Annotated in this window: 16 protein-coding genes; 12 read left to right on the top strand and 4 right to left on the bottom strand. The window is 75.4% G+C overall.

Annotated elements, in window-relative coordinates; genetic code table 11:
* The first annotated feature begins 4 nt into the window (after positions 1 to 4).
* The 5 genes from ACFY0X_RS25785 to ACFY0X_RS25765 all read left to right on the top strand — a co-directional run bounded on the left by ACFY0X_RS25785 (position 5) and on the right by ACFY0X_RS25765 (position 5,296).
* Positions 5 to 1,018, top strand: a complete 1,014-nt coding sequence (locus ACFY0X_RS25785) for a carbohydrate ABC transporter permease (RefSeq protein WP_387757921.1) — start codon at positions 5 to 7, stop codon at positions 1,016 to 1,018.
* Between the two features lie 74 nt (positions 1,019 to 1,092).
* A complete protein-coding gene (locus tag ACFY0X_RS25780; protein WP_387757920.1) occupies positions 1,093 to 2,001 on the top strand; it encodes a carbohydrate ABC transporter permease in 909 nt (302 codons plus the stop codon).
* Positions 2,001 to 3,290, top strand: a complete 1,290-nt coding sequence (locus ACFY0X_RS25775) for a 6-phospho-beta-glucosidase (protein ID WP_387757918.1) — start codon at positions 2,001 to 2,003, stop codon at positions 3,288 to 3,290. Before ACFY0X_RS25780 ends, ACFY0X_RS25775 begins: the two co-directional genes overlap by 1 nt.
* A gap of 172 nt (positions 3,291 to 3,462) precedes the next feature.
* On the top strand, positions 3,463 to 4,482 hold the full coding sequence (locus tag ACFY0X_RS25770) for an N-acetylglucosamine kinase (RefSeq protein WP_387757916.1): 1,020 nt from the start codon (positions 3,463 to 3,465) through the stop codon (positions 4,480 to 4,482).
* A 127-nt stretch (positions 4,483 to 4,609) separates the two neighbouring features.
* Positions 4,610 to 5,296, top strand: a complete 687-nt coding sequence (locus tag ACFY0X_RS25765) for a hypothetical protein (RefSeq protein ID WP_387757914.1) — start codon at positions 4,610 to 4,612, stop codon at positions 5,294 to 5,296.
* A 32-nt stretch (positions 5,297 to 5,328) separates the two neighbouring features.
* Here ACFY0X_RS25765 and ACFY0X_RS25760 read toward each other — a convergent pair whose 3' ends face one another.
* Complete coding sequence (locus ACFY0X_RS25760; protein ID WP_387757912.1) at positions 5,329 to 5,985, bottom strand: response regulator; 657 nt, start codon at positions 5,983 to 5,985, stop codon at positions 5,329 to 5,331.
* On the bottom strand, positions 5,982 to 7,208 hold the full coding sequence (locus tag ACFY0X_RS25755; protein WP_387757911.1) for a sensor histidine kinase: 1,227 nt from the start codon (positions 7,206 to 7,208) through the stop codon (positions 5,982 to 5,984). The genes ACFY0X_RS25760 and ACFY0X_RS25755 overlap by 4 nt, the downstream gene beginning before the upstream one ends.
* 133 nt (positions 7,209 to 7,341) lie before the next feature.
* Here ACFY0X_RS25755 and ACFY0X_RS25750 point away from each other — a divergent pair, with 133 nt between their 5' ends.
* Complete coding sequence (locus tag ACFY0X_RS25750; RefSeq protein WP_387757909.1) at positions 7,342 to 8,253, top strand: ABC transporter ATP-binding protein; 912 nt, start codon at positions 7,342 to 7,344, stop codon at positions 8,251 to 8,253.
* Positions 8,250 to 9,089 (top strand): ABC transporter permease, encoded by an 840-nt coding sequence (locus ACFY0X_RS25745; protein ID WP_387757907.1) that lies wholly within the window; start codon positions 8,250 to 8,252, stop codon positions 9,087 to 9,089. The genes ACFY0X_RS25750 and ACFY0X_RS25745 overlap by 4 nt, the downstream gene beginning before the upstream one ends.
* Before the next feature lie 9 nt (positions 9,090 to 9,098).
* Here the strand turns inward: ACFY0X_RS25745 and ACFY0X_RS25740 are convergent, their stop codons facing one another.
* A complete protein-coding gene (locus ACFY0X_RS25740) occupies positions 9,099 to 9,662 on the bottom strand; it encodes a DUF4291 domain-containing protein (protein ID WP_387757905.1) in 564 nt (187 codons plus the stop codon).
* An 82-nt stretch (positions 9,663 to 9,744) separates the two neighbouring features.
* Entirely contained in the window at positions 9,745 to 10,500 is a 756-nt protein-coding gene (locus tag ACFY0X_RS25735; protein WP_387757904.1) for a tyrosine-protein phosphatase, read from the bottom strand.
* A gap of 331 nt (positions 10,501 to 10,831) precedes the next feature.
* Between ACFY0X_RS25735 and ACFY0X_RS25730 the strand changes: the two genes are divergently transcribed.
* From ACFY0X_RS25730 to ACFY0X_RS25710, 5 genes are all read left to right on the top strand, one after another.
* The gene (locus ACFY0X_RS25730) at positions 10,832 to 11,599 is read left to right on the top strand and encodes a GntR family transcriptional regulator (RefSeq protein ID WP_387757903.1); all 768 of its coding nucleotides are present in this window, start codon (positions 10,832 to 10,834) and stop codon (positions 11,597 to 11,599) included.
* Between the two features lie 77 nt (positions 11,600 to 11,676).
* On the top strand, positions 11,677 to 12,792 hold the full coding sequence (locus ACFY0X_RS25725) for a PucR family transcriptional regulator (protein ID WP_387757901.1): 1,116 nt from the start codon (positions 11,677 to 11,679) through the stop codon (positions 12,790 to 12,792).
* Positions 12,793 to 13,007: 215 nt separating this feature from the next.
* Positions 13,008 to 13,721, top strand: coding sequence for a hypothetical protein (locus ACFY0X_RS25720; protein ID WP_387758037.1), 714 nt, complete (start codon positions 13,008 to 13,010; stop codon positions 13,719 to 13,721).
* Between the two features lie 44 nt (positions 13,722 to 13,765).
* On the top strand, positions 13,766 to 15,796 hold the full coding sequence (locus tag ACFY0X_RS25715) for a flotillin family protein (protein WP_387757900.1): 2,031 nt from the start codon (positions 13,766 to 13,768) through the stop codon (positions 15,794 to 15,796).
* A 45-nt stretch (positions 15,797 to 15,841) separates the two neighbouring features.
* A complete protein-coding gene (locus ACFY0X_RS25710) occupies positions 15,842 to 20,569 on the top strand; it encodes a DNA repair ATPase (RefSeq protein ID WP_387757899.1) in 4,728 nt (1,575 codons plus the stop codon).

Genomic DNA, 20,569 nt, shown 5'->3' with positions numbered 1-20,569 from the left:
TCCCATGTCACTCGCGTTCGGCACCCGCAAGGGGAACGACGAGGCCGACGCGGCACCGACCGGCCCGGCGGCGCCCGGCACGCAGCACCTGCTGCGCCGCAAGCGCCGCCGGGAGGCGGCCCGCACCCTCGCCTTCCTCTCCCCCTGGCTGATCGGTTTCAGCGTCTTCTTCGCCTACCCGCTGATCTCCACCGCCTACTTCTCCTTCACCTCCTACAACGGCTTCGGCAACCCGAGCTTCAACGGCCTGAAGAACTGGGACTACGTCTTCAACCACCTGCCGGCCTTCTGGCAGGGCCTGCGCAACACCGTGTGGCTGGTCGTCGTGATGGTGAGCCTGCGGGTCGCCTTCGGCCTGGGCATCGGGATGCTCATCACCAGGGTGAAGACCGGCGCGGGCTTCTTCCGCACCGCGTTCTACCTGCCCTACCTGGCCCCGCCGGTGGCCGCCACCGTCGCCTTCGCCTTCCTGTTCAACCCCGGCACCGGCCCGGTCAACCACCTGCTCGGCGACCTCGGCCTGCCGCAGCCCGGCTGGTTCGCCTCCGAGGACTGGTCCAAGCCCGCGCTCACCCTGCTCGCCATGTGGGGCGTCGGCGACCTGATGGTCATCTTCATGGCCTCGCTGCTGGACGTCCCCCGGGAGCAGTACGAGGCGGCCCAGCTGGACGGCGCCGGCCCCTTCCAGCGGTTCCGGTACGTCACGCTGCCGAACATCTCGCCGATCATCATGTTCGCGGTGGTCACCGGGGTGATCCAGACCATGCAGTACTACACCCAGGCGTACGTCGCCGGGAAGGTCGCCAGCGGCATCGCGGGCAACTCCGGGCAGCAGTTCGAGCCCGGCTACCCGGGCGGCTCCACCTGGACCCTGCCGCAGATGGTCTACAAGCTCGGCTTCCAGAGCTACAACTACGGCGCGGCCTGCGTCGTCGCCCTGGTGCTGTTCGCCATCTCGATGGCCGTCACCTCGATCCTGCTCCGCCGCCGCTCCGGCTTCATGGCGAGCGACGACTAGGACGTGTCCGACGATTCCAGTCGGGCTCGCGACGCGAATCGTCAGACACGCCCGGGGCCCGGGAGGACCCGATCATGACCCTTGGCACCACACTCACCGCGGGGCCGGCCACGGCCGTCCCCTCCCGGTCCGGCGGCCCCGCCGCCCGGGCCGCCCGCCGCCGCGCGTTCCTCCACTGGGTGGCCGTGCACACCGTGGCGATCGCCGCCGCGCTGTTCTTCCTGCTGCCCTTCGTCTTCGTCTTCCTCACCTCGGTGATGTCGGACGGACAGGCGCTCACCACCGACTACTGGCCGACCGACTGGCACTGGGGCAACTACAGCAAGGTCTGGAGCACCCCCGGCTTCCTCACCTGGTGGCGCAACACCCTGCTGTACGCCGGGTTCGGCACCCTGCTGACCGTCGTCTCCAGCCTGCCGGTGGCCTACGCCCTCGCCAAGTTCCGCTTCCGCGGCCGCAACCTGGCCCTGATGGGGGTCGTCGCGATGATGATGCTGCCCCCGCAGGTCACCGTCATCCCGATGTTCCTGTTCTGGTCCAAGCAGATGGGCATGGACGGCTCGCTCTGGCCGCTGATCCTCCCGATGGCCTTCGGCGACGCGTTCTCCATCTTCCTGCTGCGCCAGTTCCTGATGACCATCCCCAAGGAGTACATCGAGGCCGCCCGGATCGACGGCTGCGGCGACCTGCGCACCCTGCTGCGGGTGGTCCTGCCGATGGCGAAGCCGGCCGTCGCGGCGGTCGCGCTGTTCCAGTTCTTCTACTGCTGGAACGACTACTTCGGCCCGCAGATCTACGCCAGCAACAACCACGAGGCCTGGACGCTCAGTTACGGACTGGAGTCCTTCAAGGCCGCCCACCACACCAACTGGAACCTCACCATGGCCGCCACCCTGCTGGTGATGGCACCGGTGATCGTCCTCTTCTTCTTCGCTCAGAAGGCCTTCATCGAAGGCGTGACACTGACAGGGGTCAAGGGCTGATGTCCGCACTCAAGTTGGCAATCGTCGGCGGCGGTTCGACGTACACTCCGGAGCTGATCGACGGCTTCGCCCGGCTGCGCGACACCCTGCCGGTCGGCGAGCTGGTGCTGATCGACCCGGCCGCCGACCGCCTGGAGCTGATCGGCGGCCTCGCCCGGCGGATCTTCGCCCGGCAGGGCCACGCCGCGGCCGTCACCGTCACCACCGACCTGGCGGCGGGCGTCGCGGACGCCGACGCCGTACTGCTCCAGCTGCGCGTCGGCGGGCAGGCGGCCCGCGACCGGGACGAGACCTGGCCGCTGGAGTGCGGCTGCGTCGGGCAGGAGACCACCGGCGCCGGCGGCCTGGCCAAGGCGCTGCGCACCGTCCCGGTGGTGCTGGACATCGCCGAGCAGGTGCGCCGGGCCAACCCGGACGCCTGGATCGTGGACTTCACCAACCCGGTCGGCATCGTCACCCGGGCCCTGCGGAACGCCGGGCACAAGGCCGTCGGGCTGTGCAACGTCGCGATCGGCTTCCAGCGCAGGTTCGCCGGGCACCTGGGCGTGGACCCGGAGCTGGTCCGGCTCGACCACGTCGGGCTCAACCACCTGACCTGGGAGCGCGGGGTGACCCTGCTGGACGCCCCGGGCGCCGCGACCGGTCGCGAGGTGCTCCCGGAGCTGCTGGCCTCGCACGGCAAGGAGATCGCCGAGGACCTCCGCCTGCCGCAGGCCCTCGTCGAGCGGCTCGGCGTGGTGCCGTCCTACTACCTGCGGTACTTCTACCAGCACGACGCGGTGGTGGCCGAGCTGCGGGAGCAGGGCTCGCGCGCCGCGCAGGTCGCCGAGATCGAGCGGCAGCTGCTGGAGCTGTACGCCGACCCGGCCCTGGACACCAAGCCCGAACTGCTCGGCAAGCGCGGCGGCGCCTTCTACTCGGAGGCGGCCGTCCAGCTGATCGCCGCGCTGCTCGGCACCGGCGGCGGGACGTCCGTGCAGGTGGTGAACACCCGCAACGACGGCGTGCTGCCCTTCCTGCCGGACGACGCCGTCATCGAGGTCCCGGCGGAGGTGGACGCGCGGGGGGTGCGCCCGCTGCCGCAGCGGCCCGTCGAGCCGCTGTACGCCGGCCTGATCGCCGCCGTCACCGCGTACGAGCACCTCGCCCTCGACGCCGCCCTGCGCGGCGGCCGGGACCGGGTCTTCGACGCCCTGCTCGCCCACCCGCTGGTCGGCCAGATCGAACTCGCCGACCAGCTGACGGACCGGCTGCTCGCCCACAACCGCGAGCACCTCGCCTGGGCCTGACCCGGCCCGCGACTCCCCCGCCCGGCGACCGCGGAAGGCCGCCGGGCGGGCAGCGCGAGGAGACCGTCCACCCCCGGCCGGGGACCCTCCGGCCGGGCTCCCCGGCCGCGACCACGGCCGGGCACCCGGCCGACGACCACGGCCCGGGCCACGTACGAGCCGCGGGGACCTGATGACCCACCAGTCCGAACCACTCCTGCCGGGCGTCCTCGCCATCGACGCGGGGAACTCCAAGACCGACGTCGCCCTGATCGGCACCGACGGCAGCGTCCTCGGCACCGCCCGCGGCGGCGGCTTCGAGCCGCAGAAGATCGGCGGCGCGGCGGCCGTGGCGGGCCTCGCCCCGCTGGTCGAGCAGGCCGCCGCCGCGGCCGGCCACCCGTCCTGGCGCGGCGTGCTCACCAGCCACGTCAGCGCCTGCCTGGCCAACGCCGACCTGCCGGTCGAGGAGGAGGCGCTGCGCGAGGCGCTGGAGTCCCACCCGTGGGGGGTCGGCAACACCGTCGTCAACGACACCTTCGGCCTCCTGCGGGCCGGCACCGACGGCCCGCGCGGCGTCGCGGTGGTCTGCGGCGCCGGGATCAACTGCGTCGGCCTCCTGCCGGACGGCCGCACCGCCCGTTTCCCCGCCCTCGGCGAGCTCACCGGCGACTGGGGCGGCGGCTCGGGGCTCGCCGTCGCCAGCATGTGGCACGCCGTCCGCGCCGAGGACGGGCGCGGCGGGCCGACCGGCCTGGCCCGGGCGATAGCCGAGCACTTCGGCCTGCCCAGCGCCGGGGCCGTCGCCGAGGCCGTGCACCTCGGGCACCTGCCGAGCGCGCGGCTGCACGAGATCACCCGGGTGCTGTTCGCGGTCGCCGGCGAGGGCGACGAGGTGGCGCTGGGGCTGCTCGACCGCCAGGCCGACGAGATCGTCCGGCTCGCGGTGGTGGCGCTCGGCCGCCTGGAGCTGCTGGACACCCCGACCCCGGTGGTGCTGGGCGGCGGCGTGCTCGCCGCCCGGCAGCCGCTGCTGCTGGACAACCTGACCGCCCGGCTCGCCGAGGCCGCGCCGCTGGCCGAGCCGCGCGTCGTCGTCGCTCCGCCGGTGCTCGGCGCGGCGCTGCTCGGCCTCGACCACCTGGCGGCGGGCGAGCGGGCGCAGGCCCGGGTGCGCGAGGCGTACGAGGCGGGCCGGCCGGTGGCGGTCTGACGCCGGCTCATCGACCTCCCTCCCCCCGCCGGACCCGCACGTCCGACGGGGGGAGGGAACCGCGGGCCTGCCCCCGATCGTGTCAAGCGGGTACCGACAACCGCCGCCGGCCGGGGAGACTTGTGCCATGGCCCCGCCCCGCACCCTCCTCGCCGCCGCCCTGCTGGCCTGCGGCACCGCAGCCGTCCTGACCGGCTGCACGCCCGCCGACTCCGGCGCCACGGTGGCCGCCGCCTCCGCCGCCGCCATGGCCGACGAGGGCGCGGACGACCTGCTGGACGAGGACGACGACCTCTTCTACGAGGAGGACGAGGAGTCCTACTCCGCGGCGGACGGACCGTCCTGGCCCGCCGCCTCCCCCGCTGCCTCCCCCTCCTCCGACGCCTCCTCCTCCGCTTCCCCCGAAGCCCCCGACGGGTCTTCCGACGAGCCGTTCGCCGCGCCCTCCGCCGGACCGGGGTGCGCCGCCCCCACCCTGCTCCCCGGTCACGAGGTCCTGCTCGTCGTCTCCACCGGCCCGGCCGAAGTCACCGCCCGGCCCGCCAAGTTCGGCTGCGGCTCCGCCCGCTACGAGCCGGCCGGCAGCCCCGTCCACTACGGCTTCGCGAGCGCCGGCGTGGCCGCGACCCTGGTCGGCGGTCCGCAGGACGACCCCGCCGGGGCCGTCCCCCTCGACGAGCTGATCACCCACATCGCCGACTGCCTGGCCGAACGCGAGCCGGACGCCCCGTACGGCTGCCACGGGAACGCCTACGACGTGGTGCTGGACTCCCACGGCCGGATCATGCGGATCGGCGAGGTCGAGGGTCCGTAGTCCGGGGCAGCGGGGAGAAACGGGGCACCGGGCTACGGGGTGACCAGGCCGAACTCGTAGGCCTGGATGACCAGGTGGACCCGGTCCCGGGCGTCCAGCTTGGTGAACAGCCGGGCGACGTGGGCCTTCGCGGTGGCCACGCTGATGGTGAGCTCCGCGGCGATCTCGGCGTTGGACAGGCCCCGGCCGACCAGGGTGAGCACCTCGCGCTCGCGCCCGGTGACGGCCTCGGCGACGGGTCTGCGTGGCTGGGGCGCCCCGGCCGGGCGGGCGGCGAACTCGCCGATCAGCCGGCGGGTGATGCCGGGCGCCAGCAGGGCGTCCCCGGCGGCGACCACCCGGATGCCGTCCAGGATGGTCTCCAGGGCGAGGTCCTTGACCAGGAAGCCGCTCGCTCCGGCCCGCAGCGCACCGTAGACGTAGTCGTCGTCGTCGAAGGTGGTGAGGACGAGGACCTGGGTGGGCAGGTCCGGGTCGGCGGTGATCCGGCGGGTGGCCTCGATGCCGTCCGTGCCCGGCATCCGGATGTCCATCACGGCGACGTCGGGGCGCAGCCGGTCGACCAGTTCCACCGCCTCGGCGCCGTCGCCGGCCTCGCCGACCACCTCCAGGTCGGGGGCGTCGGCGATCAGCACCCGCAGGCCGGTGCGGATGAGCGGCTGGTCGTCGACCAGGACGACGCGGATCACGGTCCCACCTCCACGGGGGTCTCGACGGCGGTGTCGGCCGCGGCCCCGTCGGGGAGCGGCAGTCGGGCGGCGACCAGGAAGCCGCCCCCGGAGCGCGGGCCGGCGCTGAACTCTCCGTGCAGCAGGGCGACCCGCTCGCGCATCCCGGCCAGGCCGTAGCCGGTGCCGTTCCCGTGGCCGTGCCCGTCGGTCACCGTTCCGGCGCCCAGGTCGAGAACCGTGACGCCGAGTTCCCGCGGACCGTACTCGACGGTGACCCGGCAGTCGCGCGTGCCGGAGTGCTTGACCACGTTGGTCACCGCCTCCTGGACGATCCGGTAGGCGGCCAGGTCCACCTCGGGCGGCAGCGGACGGGCCGCGCCGCGCCAGGTGAGCGCCACCCGGACCCCGGCGCTCGCCGCCCTCGCCACCAGCCGGTCCAACTCGCCCAGCCCGGGCGCCGCTTCGAGCGGCGCGGCCTCCCCCTCGCCCTGCCGCAGCGCGCCCAGCATCCGGCGCAGCCCGGCCAGGGTCTCCCGGCTGGTGGCCTCGATCGCCTCCAGGGCGGCCCGGGTCTCGGCGGGCTGGGTGTCCATGACCCGGCTGCCCATGCCGGCCTGGATCGCGATGATGCCGATGTTGTGAGCCACCATGTCGTGCAACTCCCGGGCGATCCGCAGCCGTTCGGCGGTGACGGCCTGCTCGTGGGCCCGGCCGCGCAGCGCCTCGGCGTGGGCGCGGCCCTGGTGCACGGTGTTGCCGACCAGCCAGGCGATCAGCACGGTGGCGGCGAGGCCCGCGTAGCCGACCGGCGCGATGGCGTAGCCGCTGACGACGCCGTGGAGGAACAGCCCCAGGAGGGTGGCGATCGGCAGCGCCAGGGCACTGAGCGACAGGCGGCGGGAGCGGGTGGCCGCGCAGTAGCCGACCACCCCGTCGGCGATCAGGAACTGGAGCGGCGCGGTCTCCGGGACCTGCCGCATCCCGAGCGCGTAGACGGCGCCCGCGAGCGCCACCACGACGGCGGCCAGCGGCAGCCGGACCAGCAGCGCCGCGACCAGGGTGGTGACCACCGCGGTGATCACCATCGGCATGTCCTCGGGGTTGCCGTAGTACGAGAACAGGTGGCGCAGCTCGTCCTCGCGGGTGAGGAAGCGGTAGACGATCACGGTCGTCCACAGCGCCCCCACCCACACGCCCGCGGGCAGGCGTCTGAGCAGCGGCGGACGGGGTTCGGTGATCATGGCGCGATGGTAGCCGCGGCCCGACGGCGGCACATCGGCCCGGGGGCGTAATCCCCGGGGCCAGTACGGCGGCCGGCGGTTGTGGCCCGCGGCCCGATGCCCGGGCCGGGCGCCGACCGCCACCGTGGTCCCCGTGATCGAGATCGAACGACTGACCAAGCGGTACGGCGCCACCACGGCCGTCGACCGGCTGAGCTTCACCGTCCGGCCCGGCGTCGTGACCGGCTTCCTCGGCCCCAACGGCGCCGGCAAGTCCACCACCCTGCGGATGGTCCTGGGCCTCAACACCCCCACCGGGGGCACCGTCACCGTGGCCGGGGTGCCCTTCGCCGACCGGCCGCGCGGCCTGCGGCACGTCGGGGCCCTGCTGGACGCGGGCGACGTGCACGGCGGGCGCAGCGCCCGGGCACACCTGTCGGCGCTGGCCCGCGCCAACCGCGTCCCGCCCGGGCGGGTGGACGAGGTGCTGGCGGAGGTCGGGCTCGGCGCGGCCGCCGGGCGGCGGATCGGCGGCTACTCGCTGGGCATGAAGCAGCGGCTGGGCATCGCCGGCGCGCTGCTCGGCGACCCGCCGGTGCTGCTGTTCGACGAGCCGCTGAACGGGCTGGACCCGGAGGGCGTGCTCTGGGTGCGCGGGCTGTTCCGGCGGCTCGCGGACGAGGGCCGCACGGTGTTCGTCTCCAGCCACATGATGGCGGAGATGGAGCACACCGCCGACCACCTCGTGGTGATCGGGCGCGGCCGGCTGCTCGCGGACCAGAGCCTCGCGGAGTTCTCGGCCCGCGACGCGGCCTGCTCGGTGGCCGTCCGGTCGCCCGAACTCCCCGAACTGGCCGGTGCCCTGCGCGCGGAGGGGGCCGAAGTACGGCTGGTGGAGCCGCGGTTCGGGGTCGTCACCGGCATGCCGGCCGCGCGGATCGGCGAACTCGCGTCGCGGCACGGCGTGGTGCTGCACGAGCTGGCCGTACGGACGTCCTCGCTGGAGTCGGCGTTCCTGTCACTGACCGCCGACAGCGTCGAGTACCCGGCGGGAGAGGCCCGATGAGCACCGTGACCCCGGCGTCCGCCGAACCCGCGCCCCGGTTCCTCGACCTGCTCGCCGCCGAGTGGATCAAACTCCGCTCGCTGCGCTCCACCTACTGGGTGCTGGCGCTGGCCTCGCTGGTGGCGATCGCGGTCAACGTGAACGCCGTCCACAACGACCTGCCCTACCTCGACCAGCCGCCGCTGCCGCCCGGCGGGGCGCCGTACTCGTACGACCCGCTGTTCCACGGCCTCGGCGGCATCGCGAGCGACCTGATGGCGATCGCGGCCGGCAGCCTCGGGGCGATCACCGTGTTCGGCGAGTACACCACCGGCCTGATCCGCACCACCTTCGCCGCCGTGCCGGACCGGCGGGGCGTGATCGCGGCGAAGGTGCTGCTGATCGGCGGGATCACCGGGCTCGCCGGGGCCGTGGTCTCGGCGGTCTCGTTCCTCGCCGTCAACGCGATGCTGGCCTCCCGGCACCTCGGGCTCTCCGTCACCGACCCGGGCTGCCTGCGGGCGGTGCTCGGCTACGCGGCGGTCGTGCCGGTCTGCGCGCTGATCGGGATGGCGCTGGGCGCGCTGCTGCGGCACGCCACCGCCTCGATCGTGTCGCTGGTGCTGCTGCTGCTCGTGCTGCCGATGGTGTTCGGCGGGGACCGCTACCGGTGGCTGAAGGAGATCGGCACCCACCTGCCGCCGGCCACCGTGCAGCGGCTCACCATCAGGCCGGGCTCCGCCGTCACGATGGGGAAGTACGCGCCGGGCGTGCTGGACTCCTGGATCACCATGGGGCTGTGGGGCGCGGCCGCCGTGGTGGTGACGGTGGCCGTGGTGCGGCGGCGGGACGTCTGATCCGCCCGCTCAGCCGAGGCCGAGCCGCCGCGCGGTCGCGGCGGCCGGCCGGTACGGGCGCTCGGGCGGCAGCAGCCGCTGGGCCTTCGCCCCCTGCCCACCGCGGACCAGCGCGGCGATCCGCCGCACCTGCGGGGTGAGGTCGGTGAGCTCGACGACCCACTCCTCGGCGAAGGCGTGGATCAGCGACCGGCCGACGCCCACCTGGATGCTGTAGTGGTTCAGCGCCGCTCCGCGCAGCGACCGCTCCGGGTCCCACTGCACGTGGACCGCTGCGTCCGCCAGCTCGTCCGGGTGCGCGGTGGTCGGCACGGCGCGGGCGAGCGCCTCCTCCCAGCCATCCCGGGTGGTCCGGACCGCCAGCACCCTGGTCTGGCCCGGCTTCTGCGCCCAGTTGCTGCGGTGCATCAGCCAGCGGAACGAGGGCTTGATCCAGGTCATCCGGTGGAAGCCGAACGGCGCCACGAACCGGCCGGCCGCCAGCGCCGCGTCGGCGACGGCCGGCGGGTAGGCCTGGTAGAGCACGATCGTCCGGTCGTCGTGGTCGGCACGGATCTCGCGCAGTGCGGTCATCTCGCGGCACCCCCTCGACCCGGCACGCTGCCAGGGCGGGCGGCGCGGTGCAACGGGATTACCCGGCGGCGCCGGGGGCGGCTCAGGCCACGGCCGCCTTGCTGCGGAAGGCGCCGAGGGTGGCCGCCGGGACGCCGCAGCCGGGGAGAAAGGAGGCCGCGCCGCCGTGGTGGGTGTGGACGCGGTCGAGGAAGACCGACATGGCCTCGGCCGGGGCCTCCAGGAGGGGCGCGGGGATGGTGAGGTGGCGGCCCCGGGAGTCGGTGACGCGGGAGGTGGAGCGGTCGTTGAGGGCGGTGCGGTGGCGTTCGGCGAGGCCGGCGAAGATCTGCGGGAGCGCGTCGGCGGTGCGGGTGTAGTCGGCGACGATGCGCTCGGCGGGGACGCCGAGGAGGTCCAGCAGGAGGGCGGTGAGCAGCCCGGTGCGGTCCTTGCCGGCGGCGCAGTGCAGCAGGACGGCGCCGGGGCGGACGGTGGCGTCCACGGCGGCGGCCACCGCCTCGGGCGCGGACTCCGCCAGCAGGACGTAGAAGTCGCCGAGGTCGGCGGCCGTGGCCATGGTGCCCATCCGCGCGGTGAGGACGTCCGTGGCGGGGTTCACCGGGGCGGCGACGACGGCTATCCCGGCGGCCTCGGCGGCGGCCCAGTCCCGGGGGTCGGTCTCGCGCGGGTCGCGCAGGTCCACGATGGTGCGGATGTCGCAGCCGCGCAGCTGGGCGACGGTGGCCTCGTCGGCGGCCGGGAACGGCTGGGCGGAGCGGTACAGCACACCGGGGCGGACCCGTCGGCCCTCGGGGTCGCCGAGGACGGCGGCGTCGCGGAAGTTGACCAGGGACATGCGGGAGGCCTTTCGGTGGTGCCGCACCCGGGACGGCACGGGAGATCCGGAGGGGGCGGAGACATCTAGACGTCTAGATGTGTAACCCCTCCGAGGGCCGCCGGGCAAGCCTCGGTGGCGCAGGCCCCGGCGGAGGTCCCGGCGGAGGTCCCGGCGGAGGTCCCGGCGGAGGTCCCAGCGGCGCAGGCCCCGGCGGCGCGGGCCTGCGCCGCGGCGCGCGTCCCGATCGGTGCATCCCTCCATCCCACTCCCATCGCCCGGCCACGGCGACCCGGGCCGTACGGCGCCCGACCGGCCCGGTCGATCCGGTCCGCTCCGTAGGATCGGACCCGTGGCGACGAACCCCCCGAGCTCCCCGAACACCCCGGTGTACCGCCGTCTGGCCCGCCGGCTCCAGGAGCGCATCGACGCCGGCACCTACCCGGCGGGCGCCCGGCTGCCCAGCGAGCCCGAGCTGAGCGCCGAGTTCGGGGTGAACCGGCTGACCGTGCGGCAGGCGGTGGCGGAGCTGGAGCGGGCCGCCGTGGTGGAGATCCGCCGGGGCGTGGGCACCTTCGTCCGCCCGCCCGCCGTCCGGGTGTCGATCGCCGTGGACCCGCGCAGCCAGCGCTTCGACCTCGGCAGCGTGCCCACCGCGCTGCCGAACGAGGCCCGCACGGACGGCGAGTTCGTGGTGGCCGCCCCGCCCGTCCTCGGTTCGGCGCAGGACGCGGAGGCGGCCCGCCGGCTGGGCCGCGCCCCGGCGGAGCTGTCCCGGGTGGACTCGGTGATCCGGCTGGGCGGGCGGCCCCGGGCGGCGTGCAGCTACTGGGTGCCGTTCGGCCCGCTGCCCGCCGAACTGCTCCGGCCGGGGCGCCCCGGGAACCTGGTGCCGGCCCTGGCGCGGGCCGCGGGGGTCGAGCTGGAGTACGACTGGCGGGCTTTCGGCGCCGTCGGCGCGGACCTCGCGGACGCCGAACTGCTGGGCGTCCCGCCGGGCACCGCGCTGCTGGTGCGCGAGGGCGTCAGCTGCACCCCGGACGGCGCCCCGGCGCTGTACGTACGGCGGCGGATCGACGGCAGCAGCGCGCGCTTCGTCCTGCACTTCCGCGACCGGTAGCGCAGGGCCGGTCCGCGCACCCGCCCTGATAGGTTCGGCGCCGGAATACCAGGCCGCACGGGGGTTGGCAGGACAGCGTGACCGAGGGGCTCGACCACGACATACCCGCCGAGCTGGCCGAGGTCTACCTCGTCCTGCTCGGCGACGTCTCCCGCACCGGTCGGCTGCTGCGCCGCGAGGAGCTGGAGCGCCTGCGCAGGCTCGGCGAGCACTGCGCCGAGGCCGGGTACGGGCTGCGCGAGGTGGTGTCGCACTGCCTGGCCGCCGCCCGGCGCGCCTGGCAGACGCTGCCCGGGACGACCGCCGCGAGCAGCGTCAACGAGCTGCGCCGCACGGGCGACGCGGTACTGTCCGCCACCGACGCCGCGCTGGCCGCGCTGGGCGAGGGCCACGAGCGGGCGCAGCGCCTGGCCGTGCGCCAGGAGGAGGCGGCCCGGCGGGAGTTCGTCGACGACCTGCTGTTCGGCCGTGGCGACCTCGGCCTGCTCGCCGAGCGCGCGGAGCGGTTCGGGCTGCGGCTGGCGGGCGCGTACACGGTGGCGGTCGCGGTCGGCGACGAGCCGTTCGCGGACGTGCATCCGCTGGTGCACCGGGTCGAGCGGGAGCTGGCCGGGCGGTTCGGCGAGCGGAACGTCCTGCTGGCGGGCAAGGACGGCCGGCTGGTGTGCGTCGCCCCGGACTCCGACCGGGCTGTGCTGGAGGCCTTCGCCGAGCTGACGCTGCGGCCCGGCACCGGCGGCCAGCCGGTGCGGCGGGTGGCCACCGGCCGCCGGCACTCGGGCCCGAGCGGGGTGCCGCGCAGCTACGAGGAGGCGCTGGACACGCTGGACTACGCGCACCGGCTGAACCTGCCGGCCCGGCGGCTGCGGGCCGAGGAGCTGCTGGTCTTCCCGGTGCTGATGCGCGACCGGTCGGCCATGGCCGACCTGGTGCGCAGCGTGCTGGGCCCGCTGACCGAGGCCCGCGGCGGCGCCCGTCCGCTGCTGGACACCATCGCCGTGCAGGCGGAGGCCGGGTACGTGAACGCGGAGGCGGCGCGCCGGCTGGGGCTGAGCGTGCGCACCCTGGGCTACCGGCTGGAGCGGATCAAGGCGCTCACCGGCTACGACCCCTCGGACGCGCTCCAGCGCTTCACCCTGGAGACGGCGGCCATGGGCGCGCGGCTGCTGAACTGGCCGGAGCGGCCGCTGTAGTCCCGCCGCGGCGAACCCGCGCGGTGCTGCCGGGACCGTCCGGGGGCCGTCCTGTTGCCGAGCCGTTGCAGTGTCACGCCGGACGCGCGTACCAGGGTGTCAAGAGGGCGTAAAGATTGCCGGATCCTGGCAATGTGCGGCGGGGCCCGGCACTGCCATGATCTCCCCGGCGCCGATGCGCGGTGCCGGGGGAAGGACGGGGGAGCGTGGCCGGGTTGGGGGGATTCTTCGCGGCCGCGCTGGCCTTCCCGACGGCACTGTTCAGCTTCGCGCTGGTGGTGGTGGCCGGGTACTGGCTGCTGATGCTGCTGGGCGGCCTGGTGCCCGGCGCCGTGCACGGGGGGCACGGCGGCGGGCACCACGCGGACGTCGGGCACGGGCACGTCGGGCACGGGTACGTCGGGCACGCGGGGCACGGTGCCGGGGGGCACGGTGCCGACGACGGGTCCGACCGGCACGGGGCCGGCCACCACGCGGGCGTGCTGGACGCGCTGGGGCTGGGCGGGGTGCCCGTGACGGTGGCGGTGTCGCTGCTGGTCGCGCTCGCCTGGTTCGTCAGCCTGGCCGGCACCGTCCTCACCTCGGGGGCGCCGGCGCGCGGCGGCGTGTTCGCCGTCGCGCTGGTCGCCTCCTGGGCGGGCACCCGGGTGTTCGTCCGGCCGCTGTCGCGGCTGTTCCCGCAGGACCGGCCGGTCACCCGCAGGGACTTCGTCGGCCGGGTCTGCGTGATCCGGACCGGCCGGGTGACGGCCGGCTTCGGGCAGGCCGAGGTCACCGCGGAGGACGGCTCCACCGCGACCGTCCAGGTCCGCACGGCGGAGCCCGAACCGGGCCTGACGGCCGGGCGGACCGCCCTGATCTTCGACTACGACGCCGAGGGCGAGCACTTCCTGGTGGCCCCCTTCGACCCGCCGTCCGGCCTCGCCTGACCATCTCCCCGCACCAACCCGCCATCTCGTCAAAGGACTCCGTGATGGACACCATCGCCGTGGGTTTCGGCGTGCTCGTCGCCGTCGTACTGCTCATCGTGCTCGCCGTGCTGCTGTTCGTGGGCCGTCTGTTCCAGAAGGTCGAGCAGGGCAAGGCGCTGATCGTCTCCCGGACCAAGAAGGTGGACGTGACCTTCACCGGCGCGGTCGTCCTCCCGGTGCTCCACAAGGCCGAGTTGATGGACATCACCGCGAAGACGGTGGAGATCCACCGGGCCGGCCGGGACGGCCTGATCTGCCGGGACAACATCCGCGCGGACATCCGGATCTCGTTCTTCGTCCGGGTGAACAAGACCGTCGAGGACGTCGTCAAGGTCGCCCAGTCGATCGGCACCGCCCGGGCCAGCGACCCGCAGGCGATCCAGGAGTTCTTCGCCGCCAAGTTCGCCGAGGCGCTCAAGACCGTCGGCAAGCAGCTGGACTTCACCGACCTGTACACCCACCGGCACGAGTTCCGGGACCAGATCATCGCGGTCATCGGCACCGACCTCAACGGCTACACCCTCGAGGACGCGGCCATCGACCACCTGGAACAGACCCCGATGAGCCAGCTGGACGGCGACAACATCCTGGACGCCCAGGGCATCCGCAAGATCACCGAGCTGACCGCGATCGAGCATGTGCGCACCAACGAGTACCAGCGCACCGAGGAGAAGGAGATCACCCGGCAGAACGTGGACGCCCGGGAGACCGTCCTGGAGCTGGAGCGCCGCCAGGCCGACGCCGAGATCCGCCAGCGCCGCGAGATCGAGACCCTGCGGGCCAAGGAGGACGCGGTGATCGCCCGGGTGCAGGAGGAGGAGCGGCTGAACGCCCAGACCGCCTTCCTGCGCACCGAGGAACTGCTCGGGGTGCAGCGGGAGAACCAGGCCCGCGAGGTCGCGGTGGCCCAGAAGAACCGCGAGCGGGTGATCGCGGTGGAGAACGAGCGGATCGAGAAGGACCGCCTGCTGGAGGTCGTCGGCCGCGAGCGGGAGACCGAGCTCGCCGCGATCGCCAAGCAGAAGGAGGTCGAGTCCGCCAGGCGCGAGGTCGCCGACGTGGTCCGCGAGCGGGTCGCGGTGGACCGCACCGTCGCCGAGCAGGAGGAGGCCGTCAAGACGCTGCGCGCCACCGAGGAGGCCGAGCGCGTCCGCAAGGCCGTCGTCATCCAGGCCGAGGCCGAGGCGCAGGAGAAGCTCGTCAAGGACATCAAGGCCGCCGAGGCCGCCGAGCAGGCCGCCGGGCACAAGGCCCGCGAGGCGCTGGTGCTGGCCGAGGCCCGGCAGCAGGCCGCCGAGCTGGACGCGGCCGCCAAGATCCGGATGGCCGAGGGCGTCCGGGCGGAGGCCGCCGCCGAGGGGCTGGCGCTGGTCCAGGTCCGCGAGCAGGAGGCCGCGGCGGTGGAGAAGGTGGGCCGCGCCGAGGCGGTCGTCCAGGCCGAGAAGGCCAAGGCCGCCGCGCTGGAGATCGGCGGCCGGCTGAAGGCCGAGGCCGAGGGCCTGACCGAGAAGGCCGCGGCGATGGCCAGGCTGGACGAGGCCTCGCGCGGGCACGAGGAGTACCGGCTGCGGCTGGCCGCCGAGAAGGACGTCCGGCTGGCCGGGCTGGACGCCCAGCGGCAGATCGCCGAGGCCCAGGCGGCGCTGGTCGCGGCCGGGCTGGAGAAGGCGAAGATCGACATCGTCGGCGGGGACTCGGTGTTCTTCGACCGGCTGGTGCAGTCGGTGACGGCCGGCAAGAGCGTGGACGCCTTCGTCGGCCACTCGCAGACCGCGCAGACCCTGGCCGGCCCCTGGCTGGACGGACGGGCCGGCTTCACCGAGGACCTCACCAGGGTGCTCTCCTCGGTCTCCACGGCGGACGTGCAGAACCTGACGGTGTCCGCCCTGCTGATGGGGCTGATCGGCTCGGGGGCCGGCGGCCAGGCCGGGCAGCTGCGCCAACTGCTGGAGTCGGCGCGGCAGCTGGGCGTCGCCGAGACCCCGATCGGGGCGCTGGCCGGCGGCGCCGTCTCGGCCAACGGCGCCAAGTAGCGCACCGCGCACCCGATTCCACCGAGCCGACTGAGGAACGTGACCGTGACCGTGGACGCCCTCGACGCCCGACCCGACACCGGCAGCTACGAGGTCCTGCGCGGCCGGCTCGCCCGAGCCGCCGCCGAACTCGCCGACCGGGCCCAGGCGTTGAACGCCCGCCGGGTCGCCGAGTTCGGCGGCGGGGAGCTGCGGCTGGCCGGCACCGGGCGGCTCACCACCGCCCGGGCCTGCCTGCCTCAGGACCTCACCGCCGCCGGCGGGCTGCTGCTGCTCGGCACCCGTCCGGCCGGACCGGCCGACGCCGCCGAGGACTTCGCCGACGTCCTCGGCCTGCACCACCCCGACCTCTCCCCCGCGCCCGCCGAGGGCACCCTGCTGGACGAGCCCCGGCTCCGCCAGGACCTCGCCGACCTGCGGCGCTACTTCCGCGACGCCCGGCTGGAGCGGCTGCGCCCGGTGGACGGCCGGCTGCTCGCCGTCTTCCGCACCGGCCCGGCCGCCGCCGACGTCCGGGTGCTGCGCTGGCGGCTGGACGACGGCTCCGCCGAGGACGCCCGGCCCGGCTACCTGGACGGGCGCGGCGAGCGCGACCACACCCCCGCGGACGGACAGCAGCTGCCCTGGACCGCCCTCACCCGGGACGACCAGCTGCCCGCCGGCCCCGGCCGGCCGCCCCGCGCCGACCTGGCCGGCGAGCTGCTGGTCGGCGTCGACGGCGGCCGGCTGACCGTCGCCGCCCCGGACGGCCGGGAGCTGCACCGCGAACCGCTGGCCGAGCCCCTCCAGACGCTCGCCGACGCCCGGATCGCCCACGCCCGGCTCGGCACCCTGCTGCTGGTGCGGGTGCGCCCGTACCAGGAGGAGACCGAGCGGCACCTGGTGGTCCACCTGCCCACCGGCACCGTCACCCGGATCGACGCGCTCGGCCAGGCCTGCCTGCGGCTGCCCGCCGACCAGGGCGTCGCCTTCCCCGGCGGCTGCCACCTGGTGGACGGCACCGTGCGCGTCTTCGACCAGCCGGTCGACGGCCTGGTGTACGAGCGCACCGTCCTCTCGCCCAACGGCGAGGACGTGCTGTACGAGTTCCGCTCCCCCGCCGACGGCCGCGCCCTGCTCCAGCCGTACAACAGCGTCCGCCAGGAGGCCGCCGCCCCGCTGCCCTGCCAGGGCTACGCGCTGCTCGCCGACGGCACCCTCGTCGCACTGCGCCCGGCCGAGGACGGGCCGACCAGGCTGCACCCCGTCCAGCTCTGGCGGACCCCGTTCACCAGCGAGCGCTTCGCCGCCGAGCAGCCGCCCGGCAGCGGGCCGCTGGCCCGGATCGGCAACGCCGACCTGGTCCGCGGCCTGGCCGACTGCCTGGCCCTGGCCCGGCTGGCCGCGGCCGGCGCCGACACCCCGGCCGGCCACCGGGCCGTCCTCGCAGCCTGCACCCGCACCGCCGACCGGCACCACTGGCTCGGCCAGAGCGGCCTCGGCGACCTCGCCGCGCCGCTCGCCGAGATCCGCGACACCGCCCGGCAGGTCGTCGCCGAGTACGAGGCGGTCGCCCAGCTCACCGCGCACGCCGCCCGGCAGGTCGAGGAGGCCGCCGAGCACGTCGAGGGCCTGCTGCGCACCGCCCGCGGCGAGACCCTGGCCGACGCCGCCGAGTGGGTCGACCGGCTGGCCGGGCTGCGCCGCGCCCAGGGCCGCGTCGAGGCGCTGCGCGACCTGCCGCGCGCCGACCCGGAGCGGATCGACGCGCTCGCCGCGCACCTCGCCGGGGGCCTGGCCGAGGCGGCCGACCGCGCCGTCGAGCGGCTCGCCGAGCCGACCGCCTTCAAGCCGCACCGGCGGCGGGCCGGCGAGCTGGCCGAGCGGTGCGCCGCCATCGCCACCGCCGCCGAGGCCGAGCCGCTCGGCCTCGAACTGGCCACCCGGAGCGAGGCGTTGCAGACCGTCTCGGAGCTGGTCGGCACCCTCGACCTGGCCGACGCCACCACCCGTACCGCGATCCTCGACCGGCTCGCCGACGTACTCGGGCTGCTCAACCGCGGCCGGGCCGCGCTGACCGTACGCCGCCGGGAGCTGCGCACCCGCGAGGCCGCCGCCGAGTTCGCCGCCGAGACCGCCCTGCTCGGGCAGGCCACCACCGCCGCGCTCGCCGCCACCGGCACCCCCGAGGCCTGCGACGAGCAGCTCGGCCGGCTGCTGCTGCGGATCGAGCAGCTGGAGACCCGCTTCGCCGACGCCGACCCGGCCCTCGGCGAGCAGCTCACCGGCCGGCGCACCGAGATCCACGACGCGCTCACCGCCCGCCGCCAGCACCTGCTGGAGGAGCGGGCCCGGCGCGCCGACCGGCTGGCCGCCTCCGCCGAGCGCGTCCTCGACACCCTGTACCGCCGGCTGGCCGGGCTGGACACCGCCGCCGAGATCGACGCCGCCCTCGCCGCCGACCCCACGGCCGTCAAACTCCGTGACCTGGCCGGGCAGTTGACCGCGCTCGGCGACCGGGTCCGGGCCGAGGAGCTGACCGGACGGCTGCGCGCCGCGCGCGGCCGCGCCCAGCGGGCCCTGCGCGACCGCGCCGAACTCGCCGGGGACGGCCCCGGCACCCTGCGGCTGGGCTGGCACCTGTTCACCGTCACCGCCCAGCGGCCCGAACTCGCCCTGGTGCCCTGGCGCGGCCGCCCCGCCTTCACCCTCACCGGCACCCACTACCGCTCCCCCGTCACCGACCCGGCCTTCGCCGCCACCGAGCGGTACTGGGACCGCCCGCTGCCCTCGGAGACCCCTCGGCTGTACCGCGCCGAGTACCTCGCGGCGAGCCTGCTGCCGGCCGCCGAGGCGGCGGCGCCGGCCACCGACGCCGAGCTGCTGGAGTTCGTCCGGCGGGCCGCCGAGCAGCGCCCGGACGAGGGCTACCAGCGCGGCGTGCACGACCACGACGCCGCGCTGCTGCTCCGCGCGCTGCTCCGACTCGGCGCCGGAGCCGGGCTGCTGCGCCACCCGGCGGGCGCCCGGGCGGCCGCCCAGCTGTACTGGGCGCACGGCGCCGACGAGCGCCGGCGACTGCTCTGGCACACCCGGGCCCGCTCGTTGGGCCTCGCCCGGGACGCCTTCGGGGGCGCCCCGGCGCAGGCCGCGCTGGACGCGCTCGCCGACGAACTCTCCCGTGCCGTCGCGGAGTTCGTCCCCGATGCGGAGCCGGCCGGCCCCTACCTGGTCGCCGAACTGACCGCCGCCTCCCCCGGCTTCGCCCACTCGACGGGCGCCGCCGCCCTGCTGGAGAAGTTCCGCGCCGCCCCCGAGTCGGCCGGCCTCACCGAGGCGCTGGCCGCCCTGCCCGAGGAGCCCGGACTCCTGCCCGTACGGCGCCAACTCGCCGCCGCCTGGCTGGCGTCGGCCGCCCCCGACGCCGATCCGGCCGACCTCGCCGAGGCCGCCGCCGCCCTGCTCTGCCCGTCCCTGCCGCGCCGCCCGTCCGAGGGCGCCGTGGGCACCCGGATCACCGGGCTGCTCGGCGACCACCCCCGGCTCGTGGGCGGCGCACTCGACCTGCGGTTGGACGAACTGCTCGCCAGGGTAAGCGAGTTCGAGCGCGTCGAGGTGCCCGGCCACCGGGCCTACCAGCGGCTGCGCGGCGAGTTGCTGGCCGCCGAGCACGCCCGGCTGCGGCTCGACCAGTACCGGCCCGCCCCGCTCAACGGCTTCGTCCGCAACCGGCTGATCGACCAGGTGTACCTGCCGCTGGTCGGCGACAACCTCGCCAAGCAGCTCGGCACGGCCGGGGCCGGCGGCCCGGTCGACCGCAGCGGCCTGCTGCTGCTGGTCTCCCCGCCCGGCTACGGCAAGACCACCCTGGTCGAGTACCTCGCCGAGCGGCTCGGCCTGCTGCTGGTGTCCGTCAGCGGCCCCGCGCTCGGCCACCGGGTCACCTCGCTGGACCCGGCAGAGGCCCCCGACGCCACTTCCCGGCGCGAGGTCGAGAAACTCAACTTCGCCCTGCACGCGGGCGACAACGTGCTGCTCCACGTGGACGACGTCCAGCACACCTCGCCCGAGTTCCTCCAGCGGTTCATCCCGCTGTGCGACGCCCGGCGCCGGATCGACGGCGTCTGGGACGGCGAGGCCCGCGAGTGGGACCTGCGCGGCAAGCGCTTCGCCGTCGTCATGGCCGCCAACCCCTACACCGAGTCCGGCCGCCTCTTCCGGCTGCCCGACATGCTCGCCAACCGCGCCGACGTGTGGAACCTCGGCGACGCCGTCGCCGGGCGGGAGGACCTCTTCGCGCTCAGCTTCGTCGAGAACGTCCTGCCCGCCAGCCCCCACCTGGCCCCGCTCGCCACCGCCGAGCGCGGCGACCTCGACACCCTGCTCGCCCGCGCCGGCGGCCTGCCCGGCGGCACCCTGGCCGGCGCCTGGCCCGCCGCCGAGGTCGAGCGGATGACCGCCGTCCTGGCCGGCCTGCTCCACCTGCGCTCCACCGTCCTGGCCGTCAACCGCGCCTACCTCGCCTCCGCCGCCCAGGACGACCGCACCCGCACCGAGCCGCCCTTCCTGCTCCAGGGCTCCTACCGCAACATGGCCAGGCTCGCCCAGCGCCTCGACCCCGCCCTCACCCGCCCCGAACTCGACGCCCTGCTCACCGACCACTACCGCGCCGAGGCCCAGCCCCTGGGCGCCGACGCCGAGGCCCAGCTGCTCAAGCTGGCCGAGCTGCGCGGCACCCTGACGGAGGAGCAGGCCACCCGCTGGGCTGAGCTGAAGCGCTCCTGGCGGGGGTGA

It is taken from the genome of Kitasatospora sp. NPDC001547 (assembly GCF_042894165.1).
GTDB lineage: Bacteria > Actinomycetota > Actinomycetes > Streptomycetales > Streptomycetaceae > Kitasatospora.
Note: the sequence above shows the minus strand (reverse complement) of the source record. Positions and strands in the feature narration are given on the sequence as shown.